The organism is Alteripontixanthobacter muriae (assembly GCF_013336795.1).
Lineage (GTDB): Bacteria > Pseudomonadota > Alphaproteobacteria > Sphingomonadales > Sphingomonadaceae > Pseudopontixanthobacter > Pseudopontixanthobacter muriae.
On record NZ_JAAFZT010000017.1, the window covers coordinates 67,502 to 91,052 of the forward strand.

Sequence of the window (23,551 nt, forward strand, 5' to 3'; positions counted from 1 at the left end):
CACCGCTTTCGCCAAGGCGCACCAGAACGATTATGCGGGCAAGGAATTCGACGATATCGTCGATGCCAAGCGGGCACTCGTATCCGTAGGTATTGCCGATCCCGACCGCACCGGCATTACAGGCGGATCGTATGGCGGCTATGCCACGGCCTGGGGCTCCACCGCCCAATCGGAGGAATTCGGCGCAGGCGTCATGTTCGTCGGCATTTCAAACCAGATCAGCAAATTCGGCACGACCGACATCCCGCAGGAAATGTACCTCGTCCATGCGCGGCAGTTCCCGTGGGAAGACTGGCAGGGCATGCTGGAAGCCAGTCCGATCTACCATGTCGAGAATGCGAACACCCCGCTGCTGATCATGCATGGCGAGGAAGATACGCGGGTCAGCCCGACGCAAAGCTACGAGCTTTACCGCAACATCAAGGTCCGCAAGCCGGACACCCCGGTGCGGCTGGTGCTGTATCCCGGCGAAGGCCACGGCAATCAGCAGGCGGCAGCCCGTTACGATTACAATCTGCGGATGATGCGCTGGTTCGAAACCTACCTGAAAACCGGCGACCGCGACGCTGCCAAGCCCGCACCGCGCCCGTTGCTGCCAGCAAGTGTCCTCGGCGAGGAATGACTTAGCGACATCGTTGAAGATGAGGGGGCGGCCGCAGGGTCGCCCCTTTCTCGTCCGTCTCGACTCCTCCGTACGGTACAAAGGGCAATTGCGCGGAATGGCATTGCGCCCTAGGGCTTGAGCCGGAATGGAAAGTCACGACCTCGACATTGCGATTGCCGGCGGCGGACTGGCGGGCGGGCTTACTGCCCTTGCCCTGCATTTCCGCTGCCCCGACCTGAAAATCGCCTTGTTCGAGTGCGGTGAAAAGATCGGCGGGCATCACCGCTGGAGCTGGTTCGACAGCGATCTTTCACCCGCAGGCCGCGCCTTGATGAGCGCCTTCGATACGGCCTCATGGCCTGCCTATGACGTGCGCTTTCCGAAATACGAACGGACGCTGGGCTCGCGCTACAATTCGCTGGCCTCTGCCGATTTCGACCGCGCGATACGGCAGGAGCTGCCCGCTGCGGCAATCCGCACCGGCACGAAGGTCGTCTCGGTCGATGAAGGCGGGATTACACTGGCTGACCAGCAGCGGATTACTGCCGGCGCGGTGGTGGATTGCCGCGGGGCCGAAATCGGCACCGGCCTCGAGGGCGGATGGCAGGTCTTCCTCGGGCGGCACTTGCGCTGCGAACATCCGCACGGCGTGAGGCGGCCCATCATCATGGATGCCAACGTCGCGCAGCATGGTGCCTATCGCTTCGTCTATGTCCTGCCCCTGTCGGACACCGATCTGTTCATCGAAGACACCTACTATGCCGACGAGCCGGTGCTCGACCGCGCGGTACTGGCCAAGCGGATCGACGCCTATTGCGAAGCGCGCAGCTGGAGAGGCGAAACGATGGACGAGGAAACCGGCGTTCTGCCGGTCATCTCAGGAGGCGATGCGAGCGCCTTGGCCGGTAGTTCGCCTACGCCCGAGAATGGCTTCGGCGGCGTGGCGCTGGGCGGTATTCGCGGCGGCTTCACGCATCCCCTGACCAGCTACACCCTTCCCTTTGCTGTCGAAAACGCGATTGCGATTACTCGATCCGCCGGCATGCCGGGCGTGCACATGGCGGAGATGATGGCGCAGCGCAGCGCCGATCACTGGCGGCGGACGGGGTTCTACAGGCTGCTCGGGCGCATGCTGTTCGGTGCCGCGCTGCCCGAGCAACGCCACATCGTGTTCCAGCATTTCTATCGGCTGCCCCAGGCCTTGATCGAGCGGTTCTACGCCGGGCGATCGACTGCACTGGACAAGGCGCGTATTCTCTCGGGTCGGCCCCCTGTACCCGTAAAGCGGGCGCTACACGCCCTCGTCACCCCCGGCACGCCGCTTTCCGGCAGCCACGAACCGAAACGGACCGCTGCATGAATGACATGGCTCCCTCAAAGGGCGGCGAGATCCGCGCAAACCCCGCTTCCGCAAACCCGGCCTATGTCGGCAAGAGCGCCTGCGTGATCGGTTCGGGCTTCGGCGGCATGGCGCTGGCGATGCGCCTGCAAAGCGCCGGCATCGCCACCACGGTCATCGAAGGCCGCGACAAGCCCGGCGGCCGCGCCTATTTCTGGGAGAAGGACGGCTTTACCTTCGATGCGGGGCCGACCGTCGTGACCGACCCGCCCTGCCTCGAGGAGCTCTGGTCCATTTCCGGCCATGACATGGCGCAGGACGTTGAATTGATGAAGGTGCACCCCTTCTACCGCCTCAACTGGCCCGATGGCACGAATTTCGATTATTCGAACAAGGACGCCGAACTCAACGCCGAGATCGAGAAACTGAACCCTGCCGATGTGGCGGGTTATCGGCGCTTCCTCGACTATTCCGCGGGCGTCTACGAGGAAGGCTACGTCAAGCTCGGCACCGTGCCGTTCCTCGACTTCAAGTCCATGCTGAAGGCCGCGCCTGCGCTGGCCAGGAAGCAGGCTTGGCGCAGCGTCTATTCGATGGTGTCGAGCTTCATCGAGAATGAGAAGATCCGGCAGGCGCTGAGCTTCCATACCCTGCTGGTGGGCGGCAATCCGATGAAGACCAGCGCGATCTACACCCTGATCCACAAGCTGGAAAAGGATGGCGGCGTCTGGTGGACGCGGGGCGGGACCAACCGCCTGATTGCGGGCATGATCCGCCATTTCGAGCGGCTTGGCGGGCAGATGCGCGTGGGCGATGCCGTGAAGCGCGTCCACACGCTGGGCAATCGAGCCACGGAAGTGGAAACCGAAGGCGGCTTTCGCCAGCGCTTCGATGCGGTTGCCAGCAATGCCGACATCATGCACTCCTACCGCGACCTGCTCGGCGATACGAAACGCGGCAAATCCTATGCCCGGACGCTGTCGCGCAAGAAGTTCAGCCCTGGCCTGTTCGTGGTCCATTTCGGGCTGAAGGGCAAATGGCCCGGCATTCCGCACCACATGATCCTGTTCGGCCCTCGCTACAAGGAACTGCTGGAAGACATCTACGATAATGGCGTGCTGCCCGAAGATTTCAGCATCTATCTGCATCACCCCACGGTGACCGACCCGAGCATGGCGCCCGAGGGCATGAGCACCTTCTATGCGCTGGTGCCGGTGGCTCACATGGGCAAGATGCCGATCGACTGGGATGAAGTCGGCCCCATTCTCGCGAAACGCATTCTGGACGAAGTCGGCAGGCGGCTGATCCCCGACATTCATGACCGCATCGTCACACAGTTTCATTATGCGCCCAAGGATTTCCACCAAGACCTCAACGCCCATATGGGCAGCGCCTTCAGCCTGGAACCGATCCTGACCCAGAGCGCCTGGTTCCGCGGCCATAATCGCGACGACGATATCGGGAATTTCTACCTCGTCGGCGCAGGCACGCACCCGGGGGCCGGGATTCCCGGCGTGGTGGGAAGCGCCAAGGCGACGGCGGGACTGATGCTGGAAGATCTAGCCAAATGACGGAACTGATGACGAAGACCACCAAAGGCGAAGCCATTACCAGCCCCGGGGGCGTCCTTCGACGGATCGCCGTTTACTGCGGCAGCGCGACGCCTGCCGACCCTCGCTACATGCAACTGGCCCGCACTGTCGGCCAGGTGCTGGCGGAACGCGGCATCGGGGTGGTCTATGGCGGCGGGCGGCTGGGCCTGATGGGGGCGGTTGCGAGCGGTGCGCTGAATGCTGGCGGCGAGGTCATCGGAATCATACCTGACGCTTTGGCCGGCAGCGAGGTGGCAAACACCCAATGCACCGAACTGCGGATCGTTGGCGGAATGCATGAACGCAAGCAGGCGTTTACCGACCTGTCGGACGGCTTCCTGACTATTCCCGGCGGTGTCGGCACGATGGACGAATTGTGGGAAGCGGTAAGCTGGGCGCAGCTTGGCTACCACACCATGCCAGTGGGCCTGCTCAACGCGTTCGGCTTCTACGATCACCTCATCGCGTTCAACCGCCACATGGCCGAAACGGGTTTCGTGCGCGAGGCGCATCGCAACATCATCGTCTCCGATGACGACCTCGACAGCTTGCTCGACCGCATGGCCGCCTATGAAGCGCATGTGCCGATCTTCCGGATGAAGGCGGACGATCTGTGACGCGGGAAAGAATGCTCGCCCCAAGCCGGGTCATCCGCTCGACTCCGCAGCAGGCAGGCGGCGGTCGCGACCGTGCAGTGCTGGTGCAGAAGGCGCGGCAATCCATCGCCAAGGGCTCGCGCAGCTTCGCCTTCGCCTCACGCCTGTTCGACCGCGATACGCGAGAACGCGCCTGGCTGCTTTATGCGTGGTGCCGTCGATGCGACGATATAGCCGATGCGCAGGATCACGGTGGGGCCTTGGGCGAACAATCTGAAAAACAGGCGACGGACAGGATCAAGGCGATCCGCGCCCTGACCGACCGCGCTTTTGAAGGGCTGCCCACCGCCGACCTCGCCTTCGATGCGATCGGGCAGCTCAATACCGAGAGCGGCATCACGCGCGAGATGGCGGAGCATGTCATCGGCGGCTTCGCGCTGGACGCCCGCGAATGGCGCCCGCGCACCGAAGGCGATTTGATGCGCTATTGCTACCACGTCGCTGGCGCGGTCGGCGTCATGATGGCCTATGTCATGCGCGTTGACCCGAAAGATGGAGGCATGTTCGACCGCGCCTGCGATCTCGGACTTGCTTTTCAACTGGCGAATATCTCTCGTGACATCGTCGAGGATGACGCGGCGGGCCGCTGCTATATCCCCACCGAATGGCTGGCGGAGCGCGATCTTACGCCGGGCCAGCATACCAAGCCTGGCAACCGGTTCGAACTCGCGGCCATTATCCCGCGCCTGATCGATCTGATGGAAACGCATGAGGCCGCCGCCCGCCTCGGCACCAAACACCTGCGGTTCCGCCAGCGCTGGGCCGTCCTGTCGGCCGCGCGCATTTACGGGGCCATCGGACGCAAAGTACGCGACCGTGGGCAGCTTGCATGGCATAGCCGCGTCGTGATCGGCCCTCTGGCGAAGACCGGCCATGTCATCGCCGCCCTCTTCGAAGCGCTGGTGAATTCCCCTCCCACGCCGGAGCACATGCCGCGCTGGACGCGCAGCGAACTTGTTCCTGTTAAGGGCTGGTGATCGCTTGAGCATCACGCGGGGAGCGGATAGTGCTGCGCGCATGATCCAGTCCCTGCTTATCGCCAATCGCGGCGAAATCGCCTGCCGCATCATCCGCACCGCGCGGTCGATGAACATCCGCACCGTGGCCGTCTATTCCGACGCCGACCGCGATGCCCTGCACGTCCGCATGGCGGATGAAGCAGTGCATATCGGCCCCTCCCCCGCTGCGGAAAGCTATCTCGTGGGCGACAAGATCATCGCTGCCGCGCGCGATTCCGGTGCGGAGGCGATCCACCCCGGCTACGGCTTCTTGTCGGAAAACGCCGATTTCGCGCGGGCCGTTATCAATGCCGGGCTGGTCTGGGTCGGCCCGCAGCCGGACAGCATCAGCGCAATGGGCCTGAAGGATGCCGCCAAGACGCTGATGCAGGAGGCGGGCGTGCCCGTCACTCCCGGCTATTTGGGCGAGGACCAGTCGCCGGAACGCCTGCGCAAGGAAGCCGACGCGATCGGCTATCCTGTGTTGATCAAGGCCGTCGCGGGCGGCGGCGGCAAGGGCATGCGCAAGGTGGATACGCCAGACGATTTCGCCGCGATGCTGGAAAGCTGCAAGCGAGAGGCCGAGGCAAGCTTCGGCAACACGCAGGTGCTGCTGGAAAAATGGATCACCAGCCCGCGTCATATCGAAGTGCAGATCTTCGGCGATTCTCACGGCAATGTCGTGCATCTGTTCGAACGCGACTGTTCCTTGCAGCGCCGCCATCAGAAGGTCGTCGAGGAAGCGCCCGCGCCCGGCATGGACGATGCGACGCGGCAGGAAATCTGTGCGGCAGCGGTTCGGGCAGGCCAAGCGGTGAATTACGAAGGCGCCGGAACCATTGAATTCATCGCCGATGCCAGTGACGGTCTGCGCGCCGACCGCATCTTCTTCATGGAGATGAATACGCGGCTGCAGGTCGAACATCCGGTGACGGAGGAGATTACCGGCATCGATCTGGTGGAATGGCAATTGCGCGTCGCCAGCGGAGAGCCCCTGCCCTGCGCCCAGGACGAGCTTGCGATCCACGGCCACGCCATAGAAGCGCGGCTGTATGCCGAAGATCCGGCGCGCGGGTTTCTGCCCAGTACCGGTACGCTCGAACACCTCAACCTGGGCGATCAGGGCCGGGTCGAAACCGGAGTCGAGGAAGGCGATGCGATCTCGCCCTTCTACGATCCGATGATCGCGAAGCTGGTGGCATGGGGAGAAGACCGTGACGACGCCATCGACCTGCTGGTCGACATGGCCGAAAGCGCGGAGATATGGCCGGTTCGCAGCAATGCTGGCTTCATCGCCAATGCCGTTGCCGACGCCGATTTCGTCGCCGGGCGGATCGACACCGGCTTCATCGAACGCAAGGGCGACAGGCTGATACCGGACCAGCAGCCGGACGAAACCGTCATGAAGGCCGCAGCCGAAATCGCCATGGTCGCAAATCGCAACCAGCCTTCGCAGCTATCGGGGTTCAGGCTCAATGCACCGCGCCGCCTTGCCGTGACACTCGGCCAGGGCGGCGACTTCACCACGGTCGAACTCGACCCCGATCAGGTCGCCGGTATCATGCTTGGCTATGCCGAAGGCGCGCGGATCGTCGTGTTCGACAATGGACAGGCGCACGGATTTGAAACCGAAGCACGCGGAACGGGCGTTGCAGCAGCAGGCGATGGCGCCATCCTGGCACCGATGCCGGGCAAGGTCATCGCCGTCGATGTGGCGGAAGGCGAGGCGGTCAAGGCGGGCCAGCGCCTGCTGGTGCTGGAAGCCATGAAGATGGAACACGCCCTGACCGCGCCGTTCGACGGAACAGTCGCTGGCCTGAATGCCGCTGTTGGCGGGCAGGTCGAAGTGGATGCATTGCTCGCGCAGATCGAAAGCGACGCCGAAAGCTGATCTCTGCCGGGCGCGGCCGTCTATTCGGGTTGGGGGCTTCCTTGTGGATCGTCGACTTCATCCGGGCGCGGCGCACCGAACAATTCGCCGCGTTCGCTGAAAAGCACGAAAACGAGGCTCAAGGTCGCCGTAACCAGCAAAGCAAATGCCAGCGGCCGGGCGGTTCCGTCATAGGCAAATCCGATCAGCGCGCCGAGTATGGCACCGGTGGTCAGGCGCAGGAAGCTCTGCGCCGAACTGGCTGCGCCCGCAATATGGCGGAAGGGCTCCATCGCGATCGACCCGAAGTTCGCGCCGATGAAGCCGAGCAGCGCCATGTTGGCGGCCATCAGCGGCACGAAGGTCCACAGGCTTTCGTCGGGCTGGTTCGCAAACCATAGTTGCAGGGCGGCGACGATGATGAAGATGAACAGGGCGACATGGCTGACCCGCCGCGCGCCGAAGCGTTCGACGATCCGCGAATTGGACCAGTTGGCGACAGCCATCGCACCGGCGCACATTGCGAAGATAAGCGGGAATATGTCGCCTGCGCCAAAGGCTTCGCCGATCAGTTGCTGACTGGAATTGATGAAGCCGAACAATCCGCCGAATACCAGCGCGCTGCCGAGTGTGTAACCGATGGTTTCGCGGAAGGTGACCGCATGGCGCATGTTGCGCGCGATGACGGGCAAGCGGATCGGCTGGCGGTCAGTTTCGTCCAGCGTTTCTGGCAACCGGGTGTAGACCCAGATTGCCATGACTGTACCGGCAATCGCCATCGCTGCGAAGATCCAGCGCCAGTTGCCCAGAAGCGAGATGATGCCCTGCCCTATACTCGGGGCGATTGCAGGCACGATGAGGAAAATGACGAAGATCAGGCTCATCATTCGGGCCATCTTGTCGCCGCCCACCCGGTCGCGGATGATGGCCGGCGGCAGGGCGATGATTGCCGCCGCGCCGAAACCCTGGATCGCTCGCAGCACCAGCAGGACGGTGAAATCAGTCGCCAGCGAACAGGCGATGGATAGCAGAATGTACACGGCCAACCCGACGAAGAGCACGGGGCGGCGGCCGAAGCGATCGGCAAAGCTGCCCGGCACCAGCGCGCCGAGACCGGCGGAGATCAGATAGGCCCCGATGACGAACTGCCGGCTGTTGCCGCTCGCGCCCAGATCGGCGGCGAGATCGTCAAGCGCTGGCAGGATCGCGTCGATGCCGAAAGCATTCAGCGCCATCAGCAGCGCCATCATCCAGATCAACGTGTTTTCGCCTATCCTGCGCTCCTCCGATTTTCTGCTGGTGGACGCAGGGGAGGAAGCGGAGACAGGTTCGGCGTGAGACATAGAACGCCAGTTAAGGTCCGCAGCGCCGCTTTGTAAGACATCTTTTCGCATCTGCACAAAATCCGGCTGCGCGTAGGCTGTTCCGCTGAAGCCGTAAAACTCCTATTCCAAGGAGCATGAGCGACTACCCGGCAGCAGAAGGCGAAGAAGAGTCGGAAGGGGCGGAAGCTGACGCCAGTGTCACGGATGCGGCCACCAGCGCGGAAGGCACCGACGCTTCACGCAAGATCATTCACATCGACATGGACGCCTTTTTCGCCAGCGTCGAACAGCGCGACAATCCTGAACTGCGGGGAAAGCCGGTGGCGGTCGGCGGGTCGGCGGGTCGCGGCGTAGTTGCCGCCGCTAGTTATGAAGCGCGTAAGTTCGGGGTCAGATCGGCCATGCCGTCCGTCACCGCCAGGCGCCTGTGCCCCGATCTGATCTTCTGCAAGAGCCGCTTCGATGCCTATCGCGAGGCATCGGACATTATCCGCGGCATATTTCGCGATCACACGCCACTGGTCGAACCGCTCAGCCTGGATGAAGCCTATCTGGACGTGACCGCCGACCCCCGCCAACTGGGCAGCGCCACGCGCATTGCGCAGGCGATCCGCCGGGAAATCTTCGCCGCGACCGGCCTGACCGCCAGCGCGGGCGTCTCCTACAACAAGTTCCTGGCCAAGCTGGCGAGCGACGAGAACAAGCCGAACGGCATCTGCGTCATTCGTCCCGGCGATGGCGCCGCCTTCGTGCAGAGCCTTCCCGTCCGACGTTTCCATGGCGTCGGACCCAAGGGTGCCGAGAAGATGGCGCGGCTCGGCATCGAAACGGGTGCCGATCTGGCGGCAAAGGACATGGTCTGGCTGCGCGCAAATTTCGGCAGCTTCGCCGACTACCTTTACGAGGCGGCCAGAGGCATTGACCTCCGCCCCGTCCGCGCGAACCGCATCCGCAAGTCGTTCGGCGGAGAGCGCACCTTCAGCGAGGATATTTCTTCTCCGCCCGAACTGCGCGAAACGATGGACCGCATCGCCGACATCGTCTGGGAGCGGATCGAGCGAAACGGCGCAAAGGGCCGGACGGTCACGCTGAAGCTGAAATACAATGACTTCCAGATCGCCACACGCGCACGGTCATTGCCCCGCAACGTGATCGACAAGGCGGATTTTTCACAAATCGGCCATTCGCTGCTGGAGGAGGTCATGCCCTTGCCCATGCCGATCCGGCTGATGGGGCTGACGCTGTCGAACCTGCAAGGGGCCCCGAAGGGCGGCCGCAAGGAGCGGCGTGATGCCGAAGCGCAGCTGACGCTGTTCTAGCGCATCACTTCCGCCATTCGCGGTACAGATCGAGCCGCCGTCTGCCCACCGGGGTGAGCGACGACGGGGGTGCATCGACGGGGAAGAAGCGCGCTTCCATGACCTCGCGGTGGTCGATGCGCGGCATGTCTTCTGTCTTGCCGCCAAACACCGCCACGATGTTGGAGGCGCCGTGCAGATCCTCCGACACGCTGCCGAGCAGTTCCATCTTGGGGATGCGACAGCCGGTTTCCTCCAGCAACTCGCGGTGCGCGGCGGCATCGAAACCCTCACCCTTGTGACACCCGCCGCCGGGAAAACTCCAGTAGCCCCTGCCGTAGCTGAGGCGCACCATCAGCACTTCACCGCGTTCGTTTTCAGCTACGGCCGACACGCCAAGAAGGGTTGGGCGCGTCACTTGCCACCACTTCTTGCGCAGCCTGTCGGCAAGACGAAGCGCGCTTCGGAACAAGGGGTCGGGGATCAGGCGAAGCATGTGATCTTCTGACTTGCTGCGCTGAGCAACCGGGCCACTGGCATGTCGTTCTCACCGCGCAGGGCAGCGTCGAAGACCTCCCGCTTATCCGTTCCGCGGATCACGAACATGATCTGCCCTGCCTTCAGCAGCGATGGCAGCGTCAGGGTGATCCTGTCGAATGGAGCCTCTGGCGGTAGCGGATCGGGGGTAAGCCGGCGGATCGGCTCGTGATCATCCACCCGCGCATCGCTGGCCGGGAACAGCGAGGCAATATGCCCGTCAGCGCCCATGCCCAGCCAGGCGAGCGCGAAATGGGGCACCTGCTCCATTATGGTGAGGGTGACCACCTCCGCACCGGCCGGTTCGAACACTGACCGGATGCGCCCCGTATTGCTGGCCGGGTGGTCTTCGGGAACGGCACGGTCGTCGCCGGGCCAGACAAGAAGACGATCCCAGGCCAGCGACATCTCCACAAGCCGTTCCATGATAGGGAACGGCGTGGAGCCGCCGGGCACGGTGATCGCGACCGGCCCCTCTGTCTCGGCCATGCACTCGCTCAGTTGCCGATGCAGCCACGCAGCCACCGCCTCATCGTCAGCCCCCTCGATGATCGTGCAATTCGCCATATCGCTCCCTTTGTTCACTTTGAGAGGTGGTTAGCTTTTCAGCGTCTGCGACAGGAACCAGATGCGTTCCTCGGCCTGGTCGATCCAGTCGTCGACAATACCATTGGTGGCATTGTCGCCCGCTTCTTCGGATGTTTCCTTTACGACCAGCAGCCCTTCGTGCAGCTTGCGATTGGCATCGCGCAGTTCCGCGATCATCTGGTCGCTCGAAAGCGATGTGTCGTCCTGATCGGCGATGCGAGACGTCCGGCCGATGGAGCCGATCGAGGTCTGAGTGTCGCCGCCCATTTTGCGGACCCGTTCCGCAATCGCATCCACCACGCCGATCAATTGCGCGGCCTGTTCGTCGAACAGCAAATGCAGATCGCGGAAGCGCGGGCCTGCCATGTGCCAGTGGAAGTTCTTGGTCTTCACATACAGTGCCAGATGATCCGCCACCGAACCGTTCAGCGCCGCGAACAGCGCCTGTTTCGAATTATCGCCCTTGTCGGCCATATATGCCTCTTTCGTTTGGTGTTTGTCTGCCGGATCAACGAGCCTTGAGTGAAAGCGTTTCTCGCCTTCATTGCATCGCCGTCATCGCCTCAGTCGATGATCTGGCTCAGGCTACCAGACCTCTGGCGGACAAGCCGATTGCCGCCGCTGCGACTGCGGTCAGGATCGCCAACCCGATCCGTATGGCTCGCAGCGGAACCCGGCTTTCGAGTGCATCGCCCGCAGTCCACGCCAGGGCCGTCGCCAGAAATCCGCCGAGCGCGGCTCCGATCCCGCCCAGAAGCGGCGAGGCTGTCGCGACGACCACGGCCAGTGCGACGAACCTGCCGGCGTCCGTCACCTGCCGTGAAAACAGCACCAGGAAAATGGCGAAGATCGACATGGTGGGTTCGACTGGTTTCGTCACACGGATTGGCCAGGCCAATTCGAAAGCGGCAAGGCCAAGCGCCAGCGCCACGAACATCGTCCGCGCCGAAGATGACATCAGGCCAGCCATCCACGCTCCGCCCATGGCGATCGCACCCGCTGCAACCGCCGCAGATGCGAGGCCAACCAACAACACCGAAGCCGACTGCCCTGACCTGGCGGAGAGATGGGCGATCAGCAACTGGTCGCGTCCGCCGAAGGACAGGACCAGCACTGCAAGGAAAGCGAGGAACAGGGCAGGCACTTTCAGCGCCGCCTGAACAGACGACCTGCCCCGAAAGGCGATGGGTGTGTCAGGTGGAGACCCACGGTCCCGTTATCGCCAGGGTCAGCGCTGGGCTGTAGGCATTGACGAAGAACCACTTGCCGTCGGGCGACCAGCACCCCCCTGCAAGCTCCGTCTGCATTCGCAGCATTCCCAAGGGGTAAGCGACGCCCTGCGGGGTAATGCCACGCAAATGATTGGTCACGACCTCGGTATATTGGTCCTCGCAAACGATCAGGTGCCCGTTGGGCGAAGTCGTCAGATTGTCGCCGAAGTTGAACTGATCGGGGCTGTCGCTCTCGAAGAACAGTTCGAAAGCATCCGGCGCATCCGAGCGCGAAGGACGCAGGCGGAAGACCTGCCCCAGCTTTTCCGCACCGCCATTGGTGGAACAGACGTAGAGTTCGTTCCGGCCCATGTGAATGCCTTCGCCCCGGGCGATAAGCAGCGCACCCTTGGCCGCACCGCGCTCTCGCAGATCGTCGGCGGGGCTTTCGACATTGTCGATGTCGACCCAGCGTGCCGGATGGCGGTTGCCGACCTGCATGGCGATCGTGTTCCAATTGCGGCTGTCGCGCAGTCCATCGTCCAGCACCATCACCTGCAGCTGCCCGCCACGCGCCAGTTGCCCCGGCACTGCGGGTATGAAGCGATAAAGGAGGCTGTCGTCACGATCTTCGGTCAGATAGACGTAGCCGGTCACAGGATCGACGCAGGCAGCTTCATGATTGAACCGGCCCATCGCCTTCAGCGGCACGGCATCGACCAGACCCGTTGCGCTGGCCGGAACCTCGAAGACCCAGCCGTGATCCTTGGAAATCCCTTCGCCATAGCGCTCGCCGGGCCGCACCGGCGCTTCCTCGCAGGTCAGCCAGCTGCCCCAGGGGGTGATGCCGCCAGAACAATTGCGGATCGTGCCGCCAAGCGAGCGGAATTCCGCCTGCCGCTCGAGCGTGGTTTCGTCCAGCACCAAGGTCGTCGTGCCGCCCGGCAGGACCAGCCCGTCGCGGCTGTCATAACCATGCGCGATTGGGCCGCCATGATCGTCGGTCGTGACGAGTTCGTGATTGCGGACGAGAGCCAGACGTCCGCCGCCAAGGTCTATGCAGCCCATGCCGTCCGCCTTGTCGGGCACCGTGCCGCCGTCGTCCATCCGGTCGCCGAGACGCGAAACCACCCGATAGGTAAAGCCTTGCGGCAGATCCAGCACACCCGCCGGATCGGGCTGCAGCGGCCCGTAGACCAGACTTTCACCGCCCGCAGCCGCCAGCCGGCTGGCGCCCGCCGTCGAACAGCCACTGGCGACCAGCGCAGTGAAGGCGCTGCCGGTGGCGAGAAAATTGCGGCGGTTCAAAACAGGCTGGTTCGTCATGATCGGCCCTCTAGCACAAGAGAATGCCAGTTGCGCGCATCTTGTGACAAGCCAGTGACAAGGCACCGCGCCGCCCGTGACTGCTTAATCAGACTTCGTTGGCTGCCGAACGCGTGAGTCAAGATCGCTCCCGTAGCGAGGATAAACATCGCGCAATATCCTACCCTGCGCGTAGCTGAACACGAACAGGATCAGCACCATCGACACGAGGAAATCGGCAAACGTGCTGTAAAAAAGCCAGATGTCGGTTGAGGCGTAATGCGCGACGAGAAAGTTCAGCCCGGCCAGGATCACACCCAGCAAGCCCATTCCAATCCCGAGGCGCGCCGCGTCCATACCGCGATACGGAACATAGCGCATGAGCCTGACCGAAAGCCGGTTGCCTCCCGCCAGCCCGTCGAAGAAGAACAGCGTCGCACTGACGAGGCCCACTACCGACGAGCGATACTTGACGGCTTCGTCGGACTGGAACGTTACAGCGAGGATGGCGGACAAAAGCAGCAGCATTATCCCGAACATCGCCAGACCGCCGAGAAGATCGATTTTGGTAACGCGCTGCACCCCGAGCAGCACCAGCCCGACCGCGGCCCCGATGAGAGCCGCGGTGGTGAGATCGGTCGCTTTCGCCAGGACGAAGAACAGGAGCCCGAGCAGAAGATCGACCGCCAGCGGAACACGGTTTCGCTTCAGTTTTGCAAAATCGACGCTGCCCGAGGCGCCCCCCTCGACACCGTCCCGCATGCCTTGTCTGATGCCTTCGCTCAACGACCCGTCACCCATGGATTCAGCCATTTTCCGATATTTCTCCGGATAAACTATCGTCCGACCCGGGTGGCTTTCGTGAACGAGCTCGCCATTGCGGCGCACCGCAATGCCTGTGTTCAGCGTATTGATGTAGCCTGCCTCGACTTCGACGCCGGAGCCATCGGGAAGGGTCGCGCAAAGCCGGTGGTTTCGCACGGAGTTGGGTCCGAGAGCAGGAGTCTGGTCCGATGCCACAAGCCGGTCATCAAGACGAAGCTCTGAAAAGAGCCCATTGGTGCGCGAACGCAGCACCGCTTCCCCATCCGTGTCACCGATACGGAAGCGCCGACGATAGCGCCAAATGGTAAGTCCGCTCATCCTGCTATGCTCCGTCCGCCGACAGGCGTTTCGTCTTGCCTTGGCTCGCATGCCCCCTCAGGCACTGAAGTCTGACAGTCAACTACGCGCGATTTGTTCGCCTATTGAAGGCCGAGATTCGCGTTTCGGAAGCTGCGACCGTATCAGGCTCGTAAGCAGCAAGGGCGCGGAAGAATGGATCCGGCACTCGCCCTGTCCGTTGGTGCTCTGAAAGGAGACTGTGGTGAGTTCATCGATCGAGGCGCAGACGAAGGGATGCGGACCGAAGCTCCTGCTCGTTCACGGGTTAGGTGGGAGCCGGGAATCCTGGTTGCCGATCCTGCCCATCGTCTCCGCACAGCGTCAGATAGTCATGATCGACCTGCCCGGCCACGGAGCATCTCCCGCTCACCCGGACAGTGGCACGTTCGCAGGATTGGCCGACTCTCTGGAGAGCTACATTCGTGAAAACGGACTCGAAACCATAGGCATCGCAGGGGTTTCGCTGGGCGGGCGGCTCGTGCTGGAAATGGCGAGGCGGGGCTGCGCTGGAAGCGTCGTGGCGCTAGACCCCGGTGGCTTCTGGCAGGGCTGGGAGCGAAACTACTTCAAGTGGACATTGGGTGCGTCACTCAGCGCTCTGCGCTTGCTGAAAGGCCAGCTTGGTGCGCTGAGCGCCTCGCCGGTGACCCGAACAGCCCTGCTGGCGCAGCTTTCGGCAAGACCCTGGGCACTGCCTCCCGAGCTTGTCGAGAGGGAACTGACAAGTTTCGCTACCACGCCGACCGTCGCCCCTCTGATCGAGGATCTGGCCCGTGGCCCTGCACAAGCGGGGCCTGCTTCCGCAGCCGCTGGCAGCATCACGATCGGCTGGGGGCGAAAGGATCGCCTCTGCCCGCCGCGGCAGGCGGCCCGCGCCCAAGCAGCTTTCCCGAGTGCCGCGCTTCACTGGTTCAAGGACAGCGGCCATTATTCCATCTGGGATTCGCCTGAGGAGGCGGCCGAACTGATACTACGATCGACCGCGATCAATCGCCCATGAGATAGCAATCGGGATCACGCGCAGCCTGAGTCAACCAGTCGCCTCATCAGGAGAATGCAAGCTTCTTGCAGGCCTCTATGAAGCTGGTGGAGAGTCTTCGATGGCTTCGCGAACACCTTCTGCGATAGTGTGTTCGTCGCTTGCGGCAGCGTCGCGCGTTCGGGATGCGTCCCCTTCTCCGCTCTGGGCGCTGTTCTTCTGAAAATATTTGTAACCAGCGTATCCGAGTGCACCGATTGCAGCGAGTCTGAGCATTATTTCCTCCTTCTGAACTCGCAAAACGCACCACCGACCTGACGGGTTCCTGCACAGCATCGGGAGCGCTGCGGCTCTCCACCGTTCACCCCGTGACGTAATATGTCGGGGAGCCCGGTCCGACTGGCAGGCCGAGGCCGAATACCCAGAGGAAGAACAGCAGCATCCACGCGATAGTGAAGAATATCGAGTATGGCAGCATCATGGCGATCATGGTGCCGATGCCTACATTGCGGTCGTAACGAACGGCCCAGGCGAGGATCAATCCGAAGTAACTCATCATCGGAGTTATGATGTTCGTCGTGGAATCGCCAATCCGGTAAGCTGTCTGGATCACTTCGGGAGAATAGCCGATCAGCATCAGCATCGGCACGAAGATCGGGGCCGTCATCGCCCATTGAGCCGAAGCTGATCCGAGCATCAGGTTGATCAGCGCACAGACGAAAATGAACCCGATAAACAATGCGGGTCCGGTCAGCCCCACATTTTGCAGGAAGATGGCGCCATTCACTGCCGTGATCGCGCCGAGGTTCGACCAGGCGAAGAAAGCGACGAACTGGGCCGCGAAAAAGATGATGACGATATAGAGACCTAGCGAAGACATCGCCTTGGCCATTCCGTCGATCACATCGCGGTCATTTCGAATGGTGCCCACCACCTTGCCGTAAGCATAGCCGACGACGAGGAAGAATATCAGGATCCACACGGCGAAGCCGGTGAAGAACGGCGAACGCATCCGGTCGCCTGTCTCTCCGTCCCGCAAGACTCCCCATTCGGGCAGAAGCGTTAATGCCATCAGCGCCAGAACGCCCAGAACCGCCAGCCCTGCGCGTCTGAGCGCTTTTCTTTCCTGCTGATCCAACGGCGAGATCTGCGTCTGCAGCAGGTCGGGCTCGGCTCCGGAATCGTCGAACCGCCCCAGTTTCGGTTCGACAATATAGATACTTACCAGCGCGCCGATCCCTGTCACGAGGAAGGTCGAAACCGCCATGAAATAATAGCTGGCCGTTGCGGTTACCGAGTAGTCGGCATCGATCAACTGTGCTGCCTCTTCGGTGATGCCCGCCAGCAACGGGTCGATCGTCCCGATCAGCAGGTTTGCCGAATAGCCGCCCGAAACACCTGCGAAGGCCGCAGCCATGCCCGCGAGCGGATGACGCCCAAGCGAGTAATAGACAGCGCCTGCAAGGGGAATGAGAACGACGTAGCCAAGCTCCGATGCAGTGTTGGAAATGACCCCTGCGAACACGATGGCGAGCGTGACCACCTTGGGCGAGGCCCCGAGAACAACCCCTCTGACAGCGGCAGAAAGTACTCCCGACTTTTCCGCGACACCGATCCCGAGCATCGCCACCAGCACGACGCCGAGCGGCGCAAAACCGGTGAAGTTGTCGACAAGGCCTGTGAAGATGCGCCGGATACCGTCGGCGTCCATCAGGTTCACCGCGCGGATCATGCCGTCCTCAGACCGCCCCGCAGCGCCAATCGGGCGCGGGTCCTGAACCACCAAGTCCATCCAGGCGAACAGCCCGGAGAGCAGGACCATGGCAAGCGACAGGATCGCAAACAGCGTCACCGGGTGAGGCAGGAGATTGCCCAGCCATTCGACGCTGTCGAGAAAACGGGTGAACACGTTGCGCCGGGCTGGTTGGGCGGCGGCGGGAAGCGCAGGCTCATCCGTCGGCCTTGGAAATTCTGTCACGCAATCATCCTGTGGCGAAGCCGGTTGCGGCTAGATGCCAGGCATTTATTCCATGCCCGCAAGGATATCGCAATGAAACTAGGGACCTGTTGGAAACCAGGGGCCTGATGCTGCGCCCATCAGGGAAAGCTCTCGTCGGTCCTGATGCCGGGTGCGACTTTTGCGCCTGTCGTGCCAAATGGCTATGAGCTTTGGCCAGCGGGAGTCATCCTGAAGGTATGCTTTCGATGGCTAAACGGACTGGCCCTGCTAACATGCAGTCAATGCGCAGGAGTTTTTAGAATTGCCGTTGGAGAAGCGCGAAAGTCTGACGCTGCGCCGTAGGTCGTCGCTGCGAGCTTCGACGCAGCTTGCCATCCGTTTCGGATTTTTGCTGGCCCTCGTTACCCTCATGGTCGGCTTCCACTGGTGGGAACGGGAGAGTCTGCGAGACCAGATCGACGGTCACGTCAGCTTCGTCGACGTCATCTACTTCACCATGATCAGCGCCACCACCACCGGATATGGCGACATCGTGCCGATAACGGATGGCGCTAGGCTCTTCGACGCCTTGTTCGTGACTCCTGCGCGTATCTTTTTCATCCTGATCCTGGCCGGAACGGCCTACACCTTTGTCCTAAAACGTATCTGGAGCAGATGGGTCATGCGGATTATCCAAAGCAGACTGCACGATCACATCGTGCTTGCCGGTTTCGGAGTAAGCAACAAGAAGGCGTTGGAGGAACTGATCGCGCAAGGATGCGATCCTCAGCGCATTGTCGTGATCGATCAGGACCATGACGCGATCGAGCGCGCGAGCGATTACGGGGCTGCGGTTTTGCGCGGCGATGCGACGGACGACGAAACCTTGCGGTCGGTTCATGTCGAGCGCGCATCTGCCGTGCTGATCTCGGCTGGCCGTGATGACACCTCGATACTCGTCGTGCTCACTGCTCGCAAACTGGCGCCCCATGCCAAGATCAGTGTCACGATCCGCCACGGGGGCAATGAAGACACCGCACAGCAAGCCGGAGCGGACACGATCATTAATCCGGTGAATTTTGCGGGGCTGCTCCTGGCCAGTTCGCTTCAGGGGCCGCACCGTGCCGAGTACCTGATCGATCTCGCCACAACCGAAGGCCGCGTGATGCTGCGTGAACGCGTCGTCGAACCGCATGAGGTGGGAGTTCCCATCTCCGAAATCTCGACAGGTCAGGCGGTACGCCTCATCCGCGAAGGTAAACCCCACGGACCGAGGGATCCGACGTTTGCCGTCCTGCAGCCAGGTGATCGGGTCCTTGAAATCGTGGACAGCATCTAGGACGATTGCGGCACCTGCAGGGCTCAAAAATGCCGGTAATCTGAAGAGCTGCCTGCGCAGGTCCGCTAAGGAGAAGGTGCCCTGCCAGCAGAGGGTTGCTGCCTGTCTGCGTAATGATCGAGGATCTCCAGCGCCTGCTCTGTCAGCGCGGGAGCTTCCTCCAGCTGGCTGAGCGGAAAGAGCACAGTCCATTCGGCACTACCGTGCGAGACCTTCATGCCGCAGCCTGTCTGCGCCGACGAGGCGGGTCGACAGACGATGGTTCCTTCCGGTCCAGACTGATATTGGAGGTTGGGGTATTCGCCGTCATTTATCGAAAACATGCGAGGCGCACCGGCAGCATCGGTAAGACCGTTCGATTTGCCGTCGAAAACCAGCACGATGGAGGAATCCGGGTGTTTCAGGCGCACGAAGGATTGCTCGCCACCTTTTCGAATGGCAGGCACCTGCGATGCCGGAACAAAATAGGACTGTCCTGCCAGCTCGAACTGCTCGAACTTTTCGGTGAACACTGCTTCAGCTTGTGCTGGCTCAGCAGGTTCTGTTTCGCTCCGCCCGCTGCTTTCTTGCAATAGGCCCGAATTGCGTCTGTCAGGACCGCCAGCATCGCAGCCGATCAGTGCGGTAGCGAACAGGATTACGCTCGTTGTTCTCATGCCGGCTTCCTCGATCTGCGTATGACATCGTGACCTGCCTGCCATCGGATTGGAAGAAGCAGCCTTGTACCAGTGCCGGACTTGAATGAGCAGTGTTCTGCAGGATGTCCAGTGTTGCAATGCAGCGGCCTTCACGGTCTTAGGAGTTCATGCCGTCAATCAACCCTGAAATCGCGCTTCTGATCGTCGGCGTCCTGCTACTCGCAACGGTCTTTGCCGGTACGCTGTCGAGCAGGTTCGGACTGCCTGCGCTGATCGGCTTCCTTGCCCTGGGCATGCTGGCAGGCGTGGATGGACCCGGCGGCATAGGGTTCGACGATTACCCGCTGACACAAGGCATCGGTATCGCCTGCCTCGTATTCATTCTCTTTTCCGGCGGGATGGATACCGACTGGCGTGACGTTCGCCGGGTTGCGGCACCAGCACTGCTCCTTGCTACCGTGGGGGTTTTGTTCAGCGCGAGTATCGTCGCGGCAGCCGCACATCTGCTTCTCGATTTCAGCCCGACGCAAGGCTTCCTGCTCGGAGCGGTCGTCGCATCCACGGATGCAGCGGCCGTGTTCGCCATTCTTCGATCCACCGGCCTGGATCTTCATGGCGATGTTCCTGCGCTGATCGAGGTCGAATCTGGATCAAATGATCCGATGGCGATTTTCCTAGTCGGCGCGGCCCTGCTTTTCATCGCAGACCCGCAGACTTCCCCGCTTGCGCTTGCACCCGATTTCGTAATTCAAATGTCTCTCGGAGCAATCATCGGTCTGCTGATCGGCTATCTGCTTCCTGAAATATTGAAGCGTTCTCAATTCCGGCATGGTGGATTGGCGTTCGTTATCTCCATTGCAGGAGCACTGATCGCCTATGGCCTTGCCGAGGTGGCGGGCGGCAACGGCTTCCTTGCCGCCTATATCGCAGGTCTGGTCGCAGGAAATCGCACCTATACCGCCAAGCTGATCATCTCCACCTTTCAGGACGGCATGGCCTGGCTTGCACAGGTCGTCATGTTCCTGACGCTGGGACTGCTGGTCGCACCATCAAACCTGGTTGACGTCGTCCTGCCCGGCCTTGCCATCACCTTCATCCTGATGCTGGTTGCTCGGCCACTGAGCGTGTTCATCTGCCTCGCCCCGTTCACGCGGTTCGGCTGGCGGGCGAAATTGTTCGTGTCGTGGGCGGGCCTGCGGGGGGCAGTGCCGATCGCTCTTGCCACCTTCCCGATTGTCGCCGGCGTCGAGGGCGCTTTCGCGATCTTCAACATGGTGTTCTTCGTCGTACTTGTCTCGAGCATCATCCAGGGTCCGTCGATGAACTGGATGGCGGAGCGGCTGAAGATCGGTTCTCGGGAGGAACGAAGCGGATTGCAACCTGATAAGCCGGGTTCCCTGCCTTAGATACGGTTTACTTCCTCGGTCAGGCTTTTTCCGCTGCGCACTCAAGGCATCTCGTGACGGTCAGGTAGTTCCTAAATCGAGCATCGGCAATCGCATCGCCGCGCGGCTGAAATCGCACTGCGTCCGGCCTTGCGTCGACGCTCCTGTGCCAGTGCCATCGCCTGAAGCTGCATTGCGTAAGCGCGATGATTATGCCGGCGAGAATATCCCGCCGGGGTTATGGAGAGCCATTCACGTTTCAGCGCGGCAATATTGAACGTGTGAACTTTAACACGCCTCACACGACCGGCACGGCCCAAACAATGCGAGCTCAGCAGCGAACAAGATGTGCGGCTGCGAAAAGAACCGGTCTGATAGGTTGTCCCGGGATAGGCGCCGGGCCGAACCAGCCGGCAAGGCCGAGTTCGATCTACGGCAGCCTCTATGCTGCCGGCGCAATTGTTCAAATGCGAAACAAGTTCCTGGTATCCGCGAAAGTGCTGCATCGGTAGTTCACGGTGTCAGATGCTAAAAGCCGTCCGGCAATGCCCGACGGCAGCGTGAAATGAACGCTAAGCCAATTTCGCGATCGTCACCATTCGGACGAGGTCCGACAGCGTCTTCGCCTGCATCTTCATCATCGCATTGGCGCGATACACCTCGACGGTGCGCGGGCTGATGTCGAGATCGAAGGCGATCACCTTGTTGGCCTTGCCCGCGACCAGTCCCTCCACCACTTCGCTCTCCCTCGTCGATAGCGAGGCGAGGCGCTCGCGCACTTCGCTTTGCTCGCTGGCCAGCACGTCATCTTCGTTCTTCCGCTGCAATGCCTTGCGGATAGCCGACAGGATCGCCTCGTCATCGAATGGCTTCTCGATGAAGTCCGCAGCGCCCGCTTTCATCGCCTGGATGGCCAGCGGCACATCGGCGTGGCCGGTGATCACGACGACCGGAACCGTGGCGTCGCGCTCCTTCACCTTTTCGGCCAATTCTATGCCGCTCAGGCCGGGCATGCGGACATCGGTTACCACGCAGGCACCCGGCAGCGGCGGCGACGCCTTGAGGAAGGCATCGGCCGAAGGGAAGGATCGCACGCGGATACCGGCGACATCGAGGAGAAATTCGAGCGAGTCGCGTGCGCTTTCGTCATCATCGATGACATAGACCTGCGCATCGCTCGCACCGCTATTCGCCATGATCCAGTTCCTCCTTTTCCACCCGTTGCAGCGTGAAGCCGAATTCGGCACCGCCGCCAGTCGCCGGCCCTGCACGGATACGGCCGCCATGTGCCTCGACGATCGTTCGCGATATCGACAGGCCCACGCCCATACCCGTGCGCTTGGTCGTTATGAAGGGCTGAAACAGGCGGTCGGCCACTTCCGGATCGATACCCGGCCCGGTGTCGGTCACAAGAACCTGCGCCATGTCGGTTCCGGACGGCGCGATCGAGATCGTAAGTTGGCGTTGGCGGGATTCCTGCTCCGCCATCGCATCCACGGCATTGCGCACCAGATTAAGCACGACCTGCTGGATCTGCACCTTGTCGGCCAGCACCAGATCGATCGCCGGATCGAAGTCGTAAAGAACACGGATGCCGTGTTCCTTGGCGCCCACCAGAGCCAGCGCGCTCGCTTCCTCGACCAGCTTGGGCAGGCTTTCGATGCTGCGCTCGGTTTCGCCGCGAGCCACAAAATCGCGAAGGCGGCGAATGATGTCGCCCGCGCGCAATGCCTCGTCTGCCGCGCGTTCCACGGCATCGGCAACCCGTTCATGGGGTACTTCGTCTCGCGCCAGCAGCATGCGGCTGCCCTTGAGGTAGTTGGCGATGGCGGAGAGCGGCTGGTTGATCTCATGCGCGAGCGCCGAAGCCATTTCACCGAGGGCCGTCAGGCGCGAGATATGTACGAGTTCGCTCTGCAATTCCTGAAGCCGGGTCTCCGCCTGCTGCCGTTCGGTGAGGTCTCGGATGAACCCGGTGAAGAAGCGTTGCCCCTCGGCCTGCATCTCTCCCACCGCCAGTTCGATGGGGAAAGTGGCCCCGTCCTTGCGCTCACCGACGACCACCCGTCCCTTGCCGATGATCCGCTTCTCGCCGGTGCGGTAATAACGCTGAAGGTAGCCGTCATGCGCGTCCCGATAGGGGTTGGGCATAAGCACGCTGACATTTCGGCCCGCCACTTCCGCCGCCTGCCACCCGAACATGCGCTCGGCCGCCAGGCTGAAATCGCGGATCAGGCCGGCTTCGTCGATCACGACCATCGCATCGGGCACGGTGTCGAGGATCGATTGCAGATGGGCTTCGCGCCGCGTGAGTGCGGTGGCCGCCCGTTCCGTTTCCACCCGTGCGCGCTGGAACCATTCTCCGCCCAGAGCCACCGCGAAGCCGATAGCCACGAAGGTCGCTGCTGCGATCGCACTCCCGCTTTCGATGGGACCGCTCAGGTGGTCGCACCAGAGACCTGCAGCAGCGCCTGCAAGAGCCGCGATGCACCCCGCCCGCAGGCCCGAGAGCGCGCTGGCGACCACCACGCCGGGAACGAAGAAGATGAAGGTGGCGCGCTGGCCCAGTTCTTCCGCAAACAGCAGGCGCACCGCCGCGCCCGCCCCGATCGCCAGCAGCGCGAGCAGCGATGCGGTTGCAACCGAAAGCCGCGGAAGGAATCGGCTGCTGAAGCTGGTGCCTTCTGCCTCCGGTAAAGCCCTTAGGGTGCTGGCGGTAGGGGGATCATCCAAATTTCGCGTTCCCGTTCATGGCCATAGAAGCAGGTCATCGGCGGCGACCAC

23 protein-coding genes are annotated in these 23,551 nt (G+C 62.1%); 11 read left to right on the forward strand and 12 right to left on the reverse strand.

All coding sequences use genetic code 11. The annotated features are described in order from the left end of the window. From G7A66_RS14155 to G7A66_RS05895, 6 genes are all read left to right on the forward strand, one after another. Positions 1–622 (forward strand): alpha/beta hydrolase family protein (locus tag G7A66_RS14155; protein WP_232366686.1); only part of this gene is annotated, 622 nt, incomplete at its 5' end. 127 nt (positions 623–749) lie between these two features. Continuing rightward, a complete protein-coding gene (gene crtY, locus G7A66_RS05875; protein ID WP_174294770.1) occupies positions 750–1,964 on the forward strand; it encodes a lycopene beta-cyclase CrtY in 1,215 nt (404 codons plus the stop codon). Continuing rightward, positions 1,961–3,514 (forward strand): phytoene desaturase, encoded by a 1,554-nt coding sequence (locus G7A66_RS05880; RefSeq protein ID WP_269748167.1) that lies wholly within the window; start codon positions 1,961–1,963, stop codon positions 3,512–3,514. Before crtY ends, G7A66_RS05880 begins: the two co-directional genes overlap by 4 nt. An 8-nt stretch (positions 3,515–3,522) precedes the next feature. Next, positions 3,523–4,152, forward strand: a complete 630-nt coding sequence (locus tag G7A66_RS05885) for an LOG family protein (protein ID WP_174294771.1) — start codon at positions 3,523–3,525, stop codon at positions 4,150–4,152. A gap of 11 nt (positions 4,153–4,163) precedes the next feature. Next, the gene (locus G7A66_RS05890) at positions 4,164–5,168 is read left to right on the forward strand and encodes a phytoene/squalene synthase family protein (protein WP_174294822.1); all 1,005 of its coding nucleotides are present in this window, start codon (positions 4,164–4,166) and stop codon (positions 5,166–5,168) included. A 40-nt stretch (positions 5,169–5,208) separates the two neighbouring features. Further along, entirely contained in the window at positions 5,209–7,080 is a 1,872-nt protein-coding gene (locus G7A66_RS05895) for an acetyl/propionyl/methylcrotonyl-CoA carboxylase subunit alpha (protein ID WP_174294772.1), read from the forward strand. A 20-nt stretch (positions 7,081–7,100) separates the two neighbouring features. Here the strand turns inward: G7A66_RS05895 and G7A66_RS05900 are convergent, their stop codons facing one another. Beyond that, positions 7,101–8,294: a multidrug effflux MFS transporter gene (locus tag G7A66_RS05900; RefSeq protein WP_332310500.1), complete on the reverse strand. Its 1,194-nt coding sequence runs from the start codon at positions 8,292–8,294 to the stop codon at positions 7,101–7,103. Between G7A66_RS05900 and G7A66_RS14485 the strand changes: the two genes are divergently transcribed. Both G7A66_RS14485 and dinB read left to right on the forward strand, forming a co-directional pair. Beyond that, on the forward strand, positions 8,272–8,397 hold the full coding sequence (locus G7A66_RS14485; RefSeq protein ID WP_332310501.1) for a hypothetical protein: 126 nt from the start codon (positions 8,272–8,274) through the stop codon (positions 8,395–8,397). The genes G7A66_RS05900 and G7A66_RS14485 overlap by 23 nt on opposite strands. A 121-nt stretch (positions 8,398–8,518) precedes the next feature. Continuing rightward, positions 8,519–9,703, forward strand: a complete 1,185-nt coding sequence (gene dinB, locus G7A66_RS05905; protein ID WP_174294774.1) for a DNA polymerase IV — start codon at positions 8,519–8,521, stop codon at positions 9,701–9,703. Positions 9,704–9,707: 4 nt separating this feature from the next. Here the strand turns inward: dinB and G7A66_RS05910 are convergent, their stop codons facing one another. From G7A66_RS05910 to G7A66_RS05935, 6 genes are all read right to left on the reverse strand, one after another. Then, positions 9,708–10,178, reverse strand: a complete 471-nt coding sequence (locus tag G7A66_RS05910) for an NUDIX domain-containing protein (RefSeq protein ID WP_174294775.1) — start codon at positions 10,176–10,178, stop codon at positions 9,708–9,710. Next, positions 10,166–10,786: a 6-phosphogluconolactonase gene (locus tag G7A66_RS05915; RefSeq protein WP_174294823.1), complete on the reverse strand. Its 621-nt coding sequence runs from the start codon at positions 10,784–10,786 to the stop codon at positions 10,166–10,168. The genes G7A66_RS05910 and G7A66_RS05915 overlap by 13 nt, the downstream gene beginning before the upstream one ends. A 30-nt stretch (positions 10,787–10,816) precedes the next feature. Further along, on the reverse strand, positions 10,817–11,281 hold the full coding sequence (locus G7A66_RS05920; RefSeq protein ID WP_174294776.1) for a Dps family protein: 465 nt from the start codon (positions 11,279–11,281) through the stop codon (positions 10,817–10,819). Positions 11,282–11,387: 106 nt separating this feature from the next. Further along, positions 11,388–11,951: a hypothetical protein gene (locus tag G7A66_RS05925; RefSeq protein WP_174294777.1), complete on the reverse strand. Its 564-nt coding sequence runs from the start codon at positions 11,949–11,951 to the stop codon at positions 11,388–11,390. A 49-nt stretch (positions 11,952–12,000) separates the two neighbouring features. Then, positions 12,001–13,344 (reverse strand): alkaline phosphatase PhoX, encoded by a 1,344-nt coding sequence (locus tag G7A66_RS05930; RefSeq protein WP_174294778.1) that lies wholly within the window; start codon positions 13,342–13,344, stop codon positions 12,001–12,003. Between the two features lie 84 nt (positions 13,345–13,428). After that, positions 13,429–14,466, reverse strand: a complete 1,038-nt coding sequence (locus G7A66_RS05935) for a septation protein IspZ (RefSeq protein ID WP_174294779.1) — start codon at positions 14,464–14,466, stop codon at positions 13,429–13,431. A gap of 223 nt (positions 14,467–14,689) precedes the next feature. Between G7A66_RS05935 and G7A66_RS05940 the strand changes: the two genes are divergently transcribed. Beyond that, positions 14,690–15,487: an alpha/beta fold hydrolase gene (locus tag G7A66_RS05940; protein WP_332310502.1), complete on the forward strand. Its 798-nt coding sequence runs from the start codon at positions 14,690–14,692 to the stop codon at positions 15,485–15,487. Positions 15,488–15,562: 75 nt separating this feature from the next. Here the strand turns inward: G7A66_RS05940 and G7A66_RS05945 are convergent, their stop codons facing one another. Next, the gene (locus G7A66_RS05945; protein ID WP_174294780.1) at positions 15,563–15,742 is read right to left on the reverse strand and encodes a hypothetical protein; all 180 of its coding nucleotides are present in this window, start codon (positions 15,740–15,742) and stop codon (positions 15,563–15,565) included. 85 nt (positions 15,743–15,827) lie between these two features. Next, complete coding sequence (locus G7A66_RS05950) at positions 15,828–17,444, reverse strand: AbgT family transporter (RefSeq protein WP_174294781.1); 1,617 nt, start codon at positions 17,442–17,444, stop codon at positions 15,828–15,830. Between the two features lie 370 nt (positions 17,445–17,814). On the opposite strand from G7A66_RS05950, the gene G7A66_RS05955 reads away from it, so the two are divergent. Continuing rightward, entirely contained in the window at positions 17,815–18,744 is a 930-nt protein-coding gene (locus tag G7A66_RS05955) for a potassium channel family protein (RefSeq protein ID WP_232366687.1), read from the forward strand. A gap of 65 nt (positions 18,745–18,809) precedes the next feature. Here G7A66_RS05955 and G7A66_RS05960 read toward each other — a convergent pair whose 3' ends face one another. Further along, on the reverse strand, positions 18,810–19,535 hold the full coding sequence (locus G7A66_RS05960) for a hypothetical protein (protein ID WP_174294782.1): 726 nt from the start codon (positions 19,533–19,535) through the stop codon (positions 18,810–18,812). 14 nt (positions 19,536–19,549) lie between these two features. Between G7A66_RS05960 and G7A66_RS05965 the strand changes: the two genes are divergently transcribed. Further along, positions 19,550–20,788 (forward strand): potassium/proton antiporter, encoded by a 1,239-nt coding sequence (locus tag G7A66_RS05965; RefSeq protein ID WP_174294783.1) that lies wholly within the window; start codon positions 19,550–19,552, stop codon positions 20,786–20,788. A gap of 551 nt (positions 20,789–21,339) precedes the next feature. Here the strand turns inward: G7A66_RS05965 and fixJ are convergent. Beyond that, the gene (gene fixJ, locus G7A66_RS05970) at positions 21,340–21,963 is read right to left on the reverse strand and encodes a response regulator FixJ (RefSeq protein WP_174294784.1); all 624 of its coding nucleotides are present in this window, start codon (positions 21,961–21,963) and stop codon (positions 21,340–21,342) included. Next, positions 21,953–23,500, reverse strand: coding sequence for a sensor histidine kinase (locus G7A66_RS05975; RefSeq protein ID WP_174294785.1), 1,548 nt, complete (start codon positions 23,498–23,500; stop codon positions 21,953–21,955). Before G7A66_RS05975 ends, fixJ begins: the two co-directional genes overlap by 11 nt. Positions 23,501–23,551 lie beyond the last annotated feature (51 nt).